The sequence below is a fragment of the Aurantimonas sp. Leaf443 genome, from assembly GCF_001425575.1.
Taxonomy (GTDB): Bacteria; Pseudomonadota; Alphaproteobacteria; order Rhizobiales; family Rhizobiaceae; genus Leaf443.
In genome coordinates, this window is the sequence record NZ_LMRD01000011.1 from 104146 (window position 1) to 115844 (window position 11699).

At 69.6% G+C, this 11699-nt stretch carries 11 protein-coding genes; 9 read left to right on the top strand and 2 right to left on the bottom strand.

Features of this window, described 5'->3' with window-relative positions; translation table 11 throughout:
• Positions 1-8 precede the first annotated feature (8 nt).
• On the top strand, positions 9-1343 hold the full coding sequence (locus ASG48_RS16165; protein WP_055852201.1) for a four-carbon acid sugar kinase family protein: 1335 nt from the start codon (positions 9-11) through the stop codon (positions 1341-1343).
• 19 nt (positions 1344-1362) lie between these two features.
• On the opposite strand, the gene ASG48_RS16170 is transcribed toward ASG48_RS16165, so the two are convergent.
• Together ASG48_RS16170 and ASG48_RS16175 are read right to left on the bottom strand one after the other, a co-directional pair.
• The gene (locus ASG48_RS16170) at positions 1363-2343 is read right to left on the bottom strand and encodes an asparaginase (protein ID WP_055852202.1); all 981 of its coding nucleotides are present in this window, start codon (positions 2341-2343) and stop codon (positions 1363-1365) included.
• Between the two features lie 38 nt (positions 2344-2381).
• The gene (locus tag ASG48_RS16175) at positions 2382-3401 is read right to left on the bottom strand and encodes a GntR family transcriptional regulator (RefSeq protein WP_055852204.1); all 1020 of its coding nucleotides are present in this window, start codon (positions 3399-3401) and stop codon (positions 2382-2384) included.
• 456 nt (positions 3402-3857) lie between these two features.
• On the opposite strand from ASG48_RS16175, the gene ASG48_RS16180 reads away from it, so the two are divergent.
• From ASG48_RS16180 to ASG48_RS16215, 8 genes are all read left to right on the top strand, one after another.
• Complete coding sequence (locus tag ASG48_RS16180; protein ID WP_055852205.1) at positions 3858-4937, top strand: ABC transporter ATP-binding protein; 1080 nt, start codon at positions 3858-3860, stop codon at positions 4935-4937.
• 11 nt (positions 4938-4948) lie between these two features.
• Positions 4949-5875, top strand: a complete 927-nt coding sequence (locus tag ASG48_RS16185) for an ABC transporter permease (protein ID WP_082529539.1) — start codon at positions 4949-4951, stop codon at positions 5873-5875.
• A 10-nt stretch (positions 5876-5885) separates the two neighbouring features.
• The gene (locus tag ASG48_RS16190) at positions 5886-6728 is read left to right on the top strand and encodes an ABC transporter permease (protein WP_055852208.1); all 843 of its coding nucleotides are present in this window, start codon (positions 5886-5888) and stop codon (positions 6726-6728) included.
• A complete protein-coding gene (locus tag ASG48_RS16195; protein WP_055852211.1) occupies positions 6728-7471 on the top strand; it encodes an SDR family NAD(P)-dependent oxidoreductase in 744 nt (247 codons plus the stop codon). Before ASG48_RS16190 ends, ASG48_RS16195 begins: the two co-directional genes overlap by 1 nt.
• A gap of 17 nt (positions 7472-7488) precedes the next feature.
• On the top strand, positions 7489-8256 hold the full coding sequence (locus tag ASG48_RS16200) for an SDR family NAD(P)-dependent oxidoreductase (protein ID WP_055852214.1): 768 nt from the start codon (positions 7489-7491) through the stop codon (positions 8254-8256).
• A 67-nt stretch (positions 8257-8323) separates the two neighbouring features.
• Positions 8324-9556, top strand: coding sequence for an extracellular solute-binding protein (locus tag ASG48_RS16205; RefSeq protein ID WP_055852216.1), 1233 nt, complete (start codon positions 8324-8326; stop codon positions 9554-9556).
• A 101-nt stretch (positions 9557-9657) separates the two neighbouring features.
• Positions 9658-10743 carry an ABC transporter ATP-binding protein gene (locus ASG48_RS16210; protein WP_055852218.1) on the top strand — a complete coding sequence of 362 codons (1086 nt, stop codon included), beginning with the start codon at positions 9658-9660 and terminating at the stop codon, positions 10741-10743.
• A gap of 41 nt (positions 10744-10784) precedes the next feature.
• Complete coding sequence (locus ASG48_RS16215) at positions 10785-11666, top strand: polysaccharide deacetylase (RefSeq protein ID WP_055852221.1); 882 nt, start codon at positions 10785-10787, stop codon at positions 11664-11666.
• The last annotated feature ends 33 nt before the right edge of the window (positions 11667-11699 follow it).

The following is an 11699-nucleotide window of genomic DNA, read 5'->3' on the forward strand; positions in this document are numbered from 1 at the left end:
AGACGACGATGTCCCGCCAACCGCTTCTGATCGCCTTCTACGGCGACGACCTCACCGGCTCGACGGACGTCATGGAGGCGCTGGCGCTTCGCGGCGTCGAGACCGTGCTCTTCCTCGACCGGCCGACGCCCGCGCAGCGGGCGCGGTTTCCCGGCCTGCAGGCGCTTGGCATCGCCGGCACCAGCCGCTCGGAGACGCCGGACTGGATGGACCGCAACCTCGCGCCCGCCTTCGCCTGGCTCGCGGCGCAGGGCGCCGAGCATTGCCATTACAAGGTCTGCTCGACCTTCGATTCCGCGCCCGGCCTCGGCAGCATCGGCCGCGCCATCGAGCTCGGCCGCGCCGCCTTCGGCGGAAACCCCGTGCCCGTCGTCGTGGGCGCCCCGCAGCTGAAGCGCTACACCGTCTTCGGCGAACTCTTCGCCGCCTTCCGCGGCGAGGTCTTCCGCATCGACCGCCATCCCGTGATGAGCCGCCATCCCGTGACGCCGATGCACGAGGCCGACCTGCGCCGTCATCTGGCGGCCCAGACCGATCTCCCCATCGCCCTCGTCGATCATTTGGCGCTTGGAAGCGGCGACGGCGACGCGGCGGTGGACGCCGCACGCGAGGCGGGCGCGGCGGCGATCCTCATCGACGTCCTGAACGAACCCACGCAGCGCTCGGCGGGACGGCAGCTGCGGCGTCTGGCGCAGGCCGGCTGCCGCTTCGTCGTGGGCTCCTCCGGCGTCGAATACGCGCTCGCCGAAGCCTGGCGGGCCGAGGGGCGCACCGGGCCGCCCGCGCGGTTCGAGGCGCTGGCGCCGGTCGAGCGCCTCGCCGTCGTCTCGGGAAGCTGTTCGCCGACGACGGAGCGCCAGATCCGCCATGCCGAGGCCTGCGGCTTCGAGGCGATCGCCTTCGATCCGCGCGCCTTCGTCCATGGCGACGCGGCGCCCATCGCGGCCGTCACGCGGGAGGCGCTCTCGCGCCTTGCCGCGGGCCGCTCGGTGATCGTCCATACCGCGCTCGGCCCGCAGAGCGATCTCGGCGACGAGATCGCCGGACAGGAGGGAGCGCGCCACGCGATCGGGCGCGGGCTCGGCGCGTTGCAGGCGGCGCTGGTGCGCGAGAGCGGGCTGACGCGCGCGGTGATCGCCGGGGGCGACACGTCGAGCCACGCGCTGCGCCAACTTCGCGTCTTCGCGCTGACGCCGCGCTTCCCGCTGGCCGAGACGCCGGGCTCGCCCGTCTCGCTCAGCCATAGCGACGACCCCGCCTTCGACGGTCTGGAGATCGCGCTGAAGGGCGGCCAGGTCGGCAACGACGACTATTTCGTGCGCCTGCGCGACGGCATCGCCTGACGCGAGGCGCCGCCGTGCCTCAGCCGCCGAGTTCGGCGAAAGTGGCGCGCAACCGTGCGATGTCGGCGCCGTCGCCGAGGAGCACGGCGGCCAGGAGCCGGGCCTTCACGCCCGCGAGGTCGCCGGCGAAGATCGCGCCCGCGCGCTCGGCATCCTTGCCGCCGCCATTGCCGTAGACGGGCTTCACCCGGCCCTCCGGGCAGCGCGAGCACAGGATCACCGGCACTCCCGCCGCCACGATCTCCTCGATCGCGCGGGTGACGACGGGCGTCGGATTGCCGCGCCCGAAGCCCTCGACGACGATCGCTTTGGCGCCGCTCTCGAAGGCATGGCGGATCAGCCGGTCCGAGGCGCCCATGGCGAGCTTGATCAGCTCGACCTCCGTCTCGATGCGCGGCGCGGCGAAGGTGCGGCGCAGGAGCGGGCGGCGGTGGACGGCGACGGTCGTCCCGTCCACCTCGCCGAGCTTGCCGTGCTCGCCCGAGCGGAACGTGTCGGTGCGCGAGGTGTGGGTCTTGGTCACGTCGCGGGCGGCGTGGAAATCCTCCTCGAAGCAGATCATGGCGCCGAGGCCCCGCGCGGCGGGCGCCGCGGCGAGGCGCACGGCATTGGCGATGTTGCGCGGCCCGTCCGTGTCCGGCGCGTCGGCCGAGCGCTGCGCGCCGGTGAAGACGACGGGCTTCTCGGACGCCACCAGAAGATCGGCGAGATAGGCGCTCTCCTCCATCGTGTCCGTGCCGTGGGTGACCACGACGCCGTGGCAGCGCTCGTCCGCCAGATGCTCGGCGATGCGTGCCGCGAGCGCGAAGGAGAGCGGCAGGTCCATCGCGAAGGAGCCCACCTTGCAGAAGTCGTCGACCTCGATCTCGATGCCGGAGAGGTCGCCGTGGAGACTGGCCTTCAGCTCGGCGCCGGAGATCTCGGCCACCACGTCCGCCTTCGCGCCGCCCGGCCGCGAGGCGATCGTGCCGCCGGTGGTGATGAGCTTGATCATGGTCATGCGGTAAGACTCTCGGAAACGGGTTGAGGAGATCGGCCTCAGTCGCCGGCGGCGTCGGTGCGCCGCAGATAGGGTGCGAGGCTCGTTGGCGGCGGAATGACGGCGACGATCTTCATCTGGCCGATCGTGCGGTGCTGCGCGGCGTTGAGATGGGTGAAGAGCATGCTGGCGGCGGCGTCCAGCGCACCGTGGACGAGGAGTTCGACGGTCATGCGCTGCTCGGTCAGCGCGGCGCGGTCCTGCGGCAGGCCGAGGCGGCGCAGGACCTGCTGGGAAAGCGCCACCATGCGCAGGTTTCGCGCCACGAGGTCGCGCAGCGCGGCATTGGGCGTCGCGAGCACGATCTCGTGGCTGACATAGGTGGACAGGTCGGCCGGCTCGGCCCCCATCGCCGGCGCGCAACTGTCGGCCTCGGCGCGGCGCAGTTCCTGCAGCGCCCGTTCCAGCCGCTCGGCCGGAAGGGCGGCGGCGGCAGAGACGAGCGCGCGCGGCTCCAGGATGCGGCGGATCTCGAACTGGTCCTTGATCGCCTGCGCGGTGATCGGCCCCGCGATCCAGTGGGAGCTGGCGCTCTTGTCGACGAGGCGGCGCTCCTGCAGGCGGCCGAGCACGTCGCGCACGATGGTGCGCGAGACGTGGAAATGCTCGGCGAGTTCCGTCTCGATGATGCGGTAGCGGCCGAAGACGAGGCAGCGGGTGATGTCGGCCTCGACGGTCGCGTAGATCTGCCGCCAGGCCTGGCGGTCGCGGAACCCGTCGTCTGCCTCCACCGGCAGCTCGAGATCGAGCTCGCCGAGATCGACGCGCCGGGGCGCGACCGTCGCGCCGTCAGCCCCCACGACATAGCCGCGGCCTTCGAAGCGGGCGATCATCCGCTCGGCCTCCAGCGCCTGCAGCGCACGCTGCACCGGCGCGCGGGACAGGCGGAAGAGCTGCGCGAGCGGGCCCTCCAGGAGCACGGTGCCCTGGGGGAGCCGTCCGTCCAGGATGTTGCGCCTCAACGTGTCGGCGACGACTTCGTAGCGGCGCGGCAGTGCCGCGAGGGCGCGATCCTCCATGGCGATTCCCGTGATTTCAGCCCTCGATATCTCCCGCGCCGCCCTTCCCTTGTCCAGCGGAACCGGCGCCGCGCGAAAAAATGTCTATTGCATACTTATGCTGCAACGCCGCTCAATCGCTGTGCGCCCACGTCGCCACGGTTGCGCCTTTCACGACGTCACCACCGTCGTCGCAAGAGCCCTTTTCGAAGCGCGCGGGCCCCGCCGGCAAGCTCGCGAGGGCTTTCGGGCCCGGATATGGCGCCGACCTGGCCGCCCGAGCGGCAAATGCTGCATCTGCTCACTTTCGTGCCAACAGGATCCTCGCTCTCGCGCCGCCGTTGGTTGCATCTCCAGCACGCTCGTAAAGGACTATTGAATACAAAAAACACGGCTGCTAGCGTCCTCGGACTGGCAGCGGCGGACCACCCGACTTCAGGGTCCACGCCGCCGCGCGGCACACGGTCCGGAACGTTCATGGCGACCATCCTCACCCTTTCCAACGTCTCCAAGTCCTTCGGCGGCAAGCCGGCGCTGGCGGGCATCGACCTCGCCATTCCCGCCGACGCCTATGTCTCGCTTCTGGGCGCGAGCGGGTCGGGCAAGACGACGCTGCTGCGGCTCATCGCCGGCTTCGAGGAGACCGAGACGGGCACGATCGCCTTCGAGGGACGGCGGCTGGACGGGCGCCCCGCCCACGAACGCGGCATCGGCTTCGTGTTCCAGAACTTCGCCCTGTTTCCCCATCTCAACGTGCGCGACAACGTCGCCTTCGGCCTTGCCCATCGCACGGTCGATCCCGTGCGCGACGAGCGGCAGCGCGCCGCCCGCGTCGCGGAGGCGATCGAGATGGTCGGCCTCAAGGGCCTCGAGCAGCGCTCCGTCACGCAGATCTCCGGCGGCCAGCGCCAGCGCGTCGCGCTCGCCCGCACGCTGGTGACGCGGCCGAAACTCGTCCTGCTCGACGAGCCGCTCGGCGCGCTCGACGCCCATCTGCGCGCCCGCATGCGCGACGAGCTGCGCCAGATCCGCCGCGATCTCGGCGTGACCTTCCTGCACGTGACCGGCTCGGAGACCGAGGCGCTCGCCATGGGCGACCGGCTCGTCGTTCTCGACAAGGGCACGGTCGGCCAGTTCGCCGCGCCCGACGCCGTCTATGCCGAGCCCGCCTCGCCCGGCGTCGCGCGCTATCTGAACGCCTTCAACCTCCTGCCCGGCACGCTCGAGGCCGGCGCCTTCCGCACCACGGCGGGCCTCCTCTCCATGGACGCGGCGACGCTGCGGCGCGGCCACGACGCGCCGGTCTACGCGGTGCGCCATGACGCGATCGACGTGCGACGGCCGGAAGCGGACGCCATGGCGGACGAGGCGAGCCTGCCGGCCCGCTTCCTCGCCAGCGAATATGGCGGAGCGTCCGTCCTCTCCTTCTTCGCCCTCGACGACGGCCGGATCGTGGAGGTGGAGGAACACTTGAGCCGCGGCGAGCCGCGCAGCCTTCAAGCCGACGCCCGCTACACGCTGGCCTGGAAACGCGCCGACGCGCTGGTCTTCGCGTGAGGAAGCCCGAGATGACGACAGACACGCTCGCCCCCGCCCGCGGCGCCCACCCCGCCGAGGCCGGGCTCTCGCCCGCCGCCCTGCGCGAGGCCAAGCGCCGCCGCACCTCCTGGCTCCTGCTGGCGCCCGGCGTGGCCTGGATGCTGCTCTTCCTCGTCCTGCCGATGATCATGGTCGTCTACGTCTCCTTCTGGACGCAGACGACCTTCGCGGTGGAGCCCAAGCTCACCATCGCGAGCTGGGTGCGCTTCCTCACCAATGCCACCTATCTCGACGCGCTCTGGACGACGGTGCGCATCTGGCTGATCGTCCTCGTCTCGACGCTCGTCGTCGGCTACCCGGTCTCGCTCTTCATCGGGCTGATGCTGAAGTCGAAGACGCTGCAGACGGTGCTTCTCGTCCTCTGCGTCATCCCCTTCTGGACCTCGTTCCTCATCCGCGTGCTCGCCTGGCGGCCGATGCTCGGCACGCAAGGGGCGATCAACCTCATCCTGATGAATCTCGGCATCATCGACGAGCCGCTCGACGTGCTGCTCTTCTCCGAACTCTCGGTGATCATCGGCATGACGCAGATCTACTGCGTCTTCATGGTCGGCCCGATCACCTTCATGCTCGGCCGCATCGATCCGAACGTCATCGAGGCGGCGCGCGACCTCGGCGCCGGCTTCGGGCGCATCTTCCGCACCATCATCCTGCCGCTGTCGCTGCCGGGCGTGGTCGTCGGGGCAATCTTCGTCTCGGTCATGGTGCTGGGCGAGTTCGCCACCGCCGCCGCCCTCTCGGGCCGCAAGACCAACATGCTCGGCAACATCATCGTGAGCCAGGTCGGCTCCCTCAAATGGGCCTTCGCCGCCGTCGCCGGCTGCATCCTCACGCTCCTGATGGGCGCGGTGATCGCGGGGCTCCTGCGCGTCGTCAACCTTCGCAACGAGCTTTGAGGAGGCGAGGATGCACACCGGAATCCTGAAGCCCGCGCTGGCGCTCTACACCGCGCTCTTCCTCGTCTTCCTCTACGGGCCCTTCGTGGTCCTCGCCATCCTGTCCTTCCAGGCGGGGCCGGAAGGCGGGCCGCAATTCCCGATCGTGGAATGGTCGACCTACTGGTATCGCCAGCTCTTCGGCCTCGTGCCCGCCACGCGCATCGCGCCTCTGCCGATCGCGGACGGCCTCCTGCGCTCCCTGACTCTCGCCTTCATGACGATGGTCGTCTCCACTCTCCTCGGCGTCGCCTCGGCGCAGGCCTTCCGCCAGCGCTTCACGGGTTCGGGCCCGGTCTTCTACCTCATCGTCCTCGGCATGATGGTGCCCGGCATCCTCGTCGGCCTCGGCATGGCGCTGTTCTCGAACCTCATCGGCGTCGACCGCACCTGGTGGGGCACCGCCTTCGTCCTCCACGTCGTCTACACCTATCCCTTCGCCTTCCTCGTCATGCTCGCGATCTTCAACCGCTTCGACCGCTCGATCGAGGAGGCCGCCTGGTCGCTCGGCGTCTCGCCGGTGACGACCTTCCGGAAGGTGACCTTTCCGGTGATCTTCCCCGGCGTCCTCTCCGCCATGCTCTTCGCCTTCACCCTCTCCTACGACGAGTTCGCCCGCACGCTCTTCACCTCCGGCTCGCAGCTCACCCTGCCGCTGGCGATCTACGGAACCTTCTCGGTCGAGATCCATCCCAACGTCTTCGCCTTCGGCGTGTTGACGACCCTGTTCTCCTTCGCGCTCCTCGCGGTCTACGCCATCCTCATGGTGCAGTCGGTCAAGCGGGCGAAGCGCGTGCCGGTGGAGGCCGCGTGATGGCCGCCTTCCAAGGAACCGCCCTCGTCACGGGCGCGGCCTCGGGCATCGGCCTTGCCGTCGCCGAGCGGCTCGCCGCGGACGGGGCGAGCGTCGTGCTGGTCGATCTCGACGCGGAAAAGGCCGCGCTCGCCGCCGAGCGCCTGCGCGATACCGGCTACAAGGCCGTCCACGCGCAGGCAGACGTCGCGCAGGAGGCGAGCGTCTCGGCCGCCGTCGCTCTCGCGGTGGAGACGTTCGGGCCCGTCGAGCTCCTCGTCAACAATGCCGGCCACGTGCATCAGGCCCGTTTCGAGGATCTGGCGGTCGCCGACTTCGACCGGATGTTCGCCGTCCATGTGCGCGGCACCTTCCTGACGACCCGCGCCGTGCTGCCTTCCATGCTGGAGCGGGGCGCCGGCATCGTCGTCAACATGGCCTCGCAGCTCGGCCAGATTGGCGGCGTCGAGCTCACGCACTATTCGGCCGCCAAGGCCGCGATCATCGGGCTCACCAAGGCGCTGGCGCGCGAGGTGTCGGACCGGGGCGTGCGCGTCAACGCCGTCGCGCCGGGGCCGATCAACACGCCGCTCGTGCGGGCGCTCTCGCCGGACTGGCAGGCCGCCAAGCGCGCCGAACTGCCGCTCGGCGCCTTCGGCGAGCCGGAGGACGTGGCGGGCACCGTCGCCTTCCTCGCCTCGTCCGACGCCCGGATCTTCGTCGGCCAGACGCTCGGGCCCAATTCCGGCGACGTGATGCTGTGACACAGAAGGACCCGATCATGACGACCGACAAGCCCCGCATCGTCCTCGTCACCGGCGCCGGCATCGGCATCGGCCGCGCCACCGCCGAGGCCTTCGCGGCGGAAGGCGACCATGTCGTCGTCACCGACGTGCTGCGGGCCGAGGGACAGGAGACCGTGAAGGCCATTTCCGCCGCCGGCGGCTCGGCCGAGTTCCTTCCCCTCGACGTCACCTCCACGGCGGAGGCCGACGCGCTGGTGGCCGATGTCGAGGCCCGGCACGGGCGGCTCGACGTCATCGTCGCCAATGCCGGCATCGCCCACAAGGTGCCGCTCGTGGAGATGAGCGACGAGCGCTGGGACCACACGTTCGACGTCGATCTCAAGGGCATGCTGCGCGTCGTGCGCCCGGCGCTCGCGGGCATGCGCGCCCGCCGCTCGGGGGCGATCGTCTGCCTCTCCTCGATCATGGGCGTCGCCTATGGCTGGGACGAGCACGTGCACTATTCCGCCGCCAAGGCCGGCGTCGTCGGGCTGGTGCGCGGCCTTGCCGTGGAGCTCGCCCGCGACGGCATCCGCGTGAACGGCGTGGCGCCCGGCTACATCCGCACCGCGCAGCTTCTCTCGGAGAAGAACTCGCTCGGGCCGGCGGGCGCCGAGAAGGCGGCCGAGTTCATCCCGATGGGGCGCCTCGGCGAGCCCGCCGACATCGCCGACGTCATCGCCTTCCTCGCCTCGGATGCGGCCCGCTACCTCACGGGCCAGACCATCGCCGTCGACGGCGGCCTTCTCGTCGGCCGCTACTGATCCCTTCGATCCCGCGCCGGTTTCCGGCGGGCAGCAGTGCAACCCTCTCTCAACGGAGCTCGCGACAATGATCCGCAAAGACCTCGACAGGCGCACCCTGCTGAAGGGCACCGCCGGCGCCATGGCCCTGGCGCTGGGCGGCGGCACGCCGTTCCTCTCCTCCACCCGCGCCTTCGCGCAGGCGGCCGACCTCTCCAAGCAGAGTCTTCGCACCACGGGTCTCTCGACCACGGTGCAGGAACGCATCCTCGCCGACTTCAAGACGGCGTCGGGCGTCGGCTCCACCTCGGGCACGGCCGCGACCTTCCCGGACGCGCAGACCAAGATCCTCTCCGGCTCCTCGGACTACGACTGCTGGGAGGTGATCGGCGAACGCCTGCCGGCCATCACCATGACCGACCACGCCGCCCCGATCGCCGTCTCCGACGTGCCGAACTGGGCCGCCATCCGCGACACCTTCACCAAGCCCGACCCGAAATGGGACCGCTCGGCGCAGATCGTCGGCCAGATCTGGACCGACGAGAGCCAGACCAGCCTCTGGATGGTGCCGGCCGTCTACAACTACGATTCCATCGGCTACAATCCGGACGTCGTCTCCGACGAGGAGGCCAACAGCTGGACGGCCCTGTTCGACCCGAAGTGGAAGGGCAAGTCCGGCCTCAACACCGACCCGCTCATCGCCATCGGCCAGGCCGTCCTCGCCATGAACTCGCTCGGTCTCCTGGAGGCCAAGAACCCCGGCAACCCGACCGCCGAGGAGATCGAGGAGGCCGGAAACTTCCTGATCTCCAAGAAGAAGGAAGGCCAGTTCCGCGCGCTCTGGGGCGATTTCGGCGAGCTGGTGAACCTCCTTGCCTCCGGCGAGATGGTGGTCTGCGACGCCTGGCAGCCGGCCGTGATGGCGGTGAAGGCGCAGGGCAAGGCCTGCCGCTACGCCGTGCCGAAGGAAGGCTACCGCGCCTGGGCCATCGGACCTGCGATGATCAAGGGCACGCCGAACGCGGCGGCGGTGGCCGCCTATGCCAATTACTGGCTGTCGGGCGAGCCGGGCATCACCGTCTCGGAACAGGGCTACTACTCGCCCTCGACCAATATCGAGAAGGCGATGGACCCGAAGAAATATGCCTTCTGGTACGAGGGCAAGCCCTGGGACATGGCGGAAGAGCGCGGCATCAAGCCGGGCGACCTGCGCGACGGCGGCTCGCTGGCCACCCGCGCCTCGAACGTCGCCTACTGGCACCAGTGGCCGGAAGAATACGACGCGCTCGTGCAGAAGTGGGACGAGTTCCTGAACGCCTGAGCGCTTCGCTCGGCCCGACGGGACGGCCACGCGCCGTCCCGTCGGGTTCCTTCCCTCTCCCTCGTCGGCCCGGCGCCGGCTCCCGCGCGGATGGCAGCCCCATGCACGATCTCGAACTCATCCAGGTGGGCAAGGTCTACGACGACGGCACGACGGCCGTCTCGAACTTCGACCTCGCGGTCGAGAAGGGCGAGTTCGTGGCCTTTCTCGGCCCGTCCGGCTGCGGCAAGACGACGACGCTGCGCATGATCGCCGGCTTCGAGACGATCACTTCCGGCGACATCCTCATCAAGGGCCGCAACGTCAGCAATCTCTCGGCCGAGCGCCGGCCGACCTCGATGATCTTCCAGAACTACGCGCTCTTCCCGCATATGGACGTGTGGAAGAACGTCGAATACGGCCTGAGCGTGAAGGGCGTCGGCGCACCCGAGCGCAAGCGGCGCGTGGGACAGATCCTCGAGAAGCTCGGCCTCACCGACATCGCCCATCACCGCGCCGACCGGCTCTCGGGAGGGCAGCGCCAGCGCATCGCGCTCGCGCGCGGCCTCGTCGTGGAGCCGGACATCCTCCTTCTCGACGAGCCGCTCGGCGCGCTCGACGCGAACCTGCGCCGCATCATCCAGAACGAGCTGAAGCTTCTGCAGAAGGAGCTCGGCATCACCTTCGTCTTCGTCACCCATGCCCAGTCCGAGGCGCTCGGCCTGTCGGACCGCGTCGTTGTGATGAGCAACGGGCGCGTCGAGCAGATCTCGGACCCGCGCGACCTCTACACGCGGCCGCAGACGCCCTTCGTCGCCGGCTTCATCGGGGCCAACACGATCTTCGAGGGCACGATCGCGCCCTGCGACAGGGCGGGTGCCGCCCGCATCGACACGCCGTTCGGCCCGATGGAGGGCGTCGGGCCGCGCGCCATCGCGCCCGGCGGCAAGGCGATCATCGCCATCCCGTCCGACGCGCTCGACGTCCATCCCGCCGGCTTCCCGGCCACGGGGCGCAACCGCGTCGAGGGTACGGTTCTGACGCGCGAGATCGTCGGCCATATCGGCACGCTGCGCGTCGCCCTGCCCGGTCGCCGGCCGGTGCAGGTCGAGTCCCATGTCGAGCGTTTCCGCGACCTCGAGGCCCGCGAGGGCGACACCGTCGTCCTCACCTGGGACCCCGCCCGCTCCACCGTCATCGCGGCCTGAAAGGCCACGCAAAACCAGAAGACATGAAAGGGAGACATTCCATGGCCAAGGAAATCCTCTGCGGATTCGGCATCGACGTCGACGCCGTCGCCGGCTGGCTCGGGTCCTATGGCGGCGAGGATTCGCCGGACGACATCTCGCGCGGCCTCTTCGCCGGCGAGGTCGGCAGCCCCCGCCTCCTCAAGCTCTTCAAGCGCCTGGACATCCAGACGACCTGGTTCATCCCCGGCCACTCGATCGAGACCTTCCCCGACCAGATGAAGGCGGTCGCCGACGCCGGCCACGAGATCGGCATCCACGGCTACACCCACGAGAATCCGATCGCGATGACGCGCGAGCAGGAGACCGAGGTGCTCGACAAGTGCATCGACCTCGTCGAGACGCTCTCGGGCAAGCGCCCGACCGGCTACGTCGCGCCGTGGTGGGAATTCTCCAACGTCACCAACGAGCTGCTGCTGGAGCGCGGCATCAAGTACGACCACTCGCTGATGCATGACGACTTCACGCCCTACTACGTGCGCGTCGGCGACAAGTGGACGAAGATCGACTACGCCGGCAAGCCCAAGGACTGGATGGTGCCGCTGACGCGCGGCCACGAGACCGATCTCATCGAGATCCCCGCCAACTGGTATCTCGACGACCTGCCGCCGATGATGTTCATCAAGAAGGCGCCCAACAGCCACGGCTTCGTGAACCCGCGCGACATTGAGCAGATGTGGCGCGACCAGTTCGACTGGGTCTATCGCGAGATGGACTATGCCGTCTTCCCCATCACCATCCATCCCGACGTGTCCGGGCGCCCGCAGGTGCTGCTCATGCTCGAGCGCCTGTTCGAGTACATGAAGGGCCACGAGGGCGTGCGCTTCGTGACGATGAACGAGATGGCGGACGACTTCGCCCGCCGCTCGCCGCGCAGGGCGTAGGCGTCCATCGCCCGGGCGCCCTCGCGGGGGGCC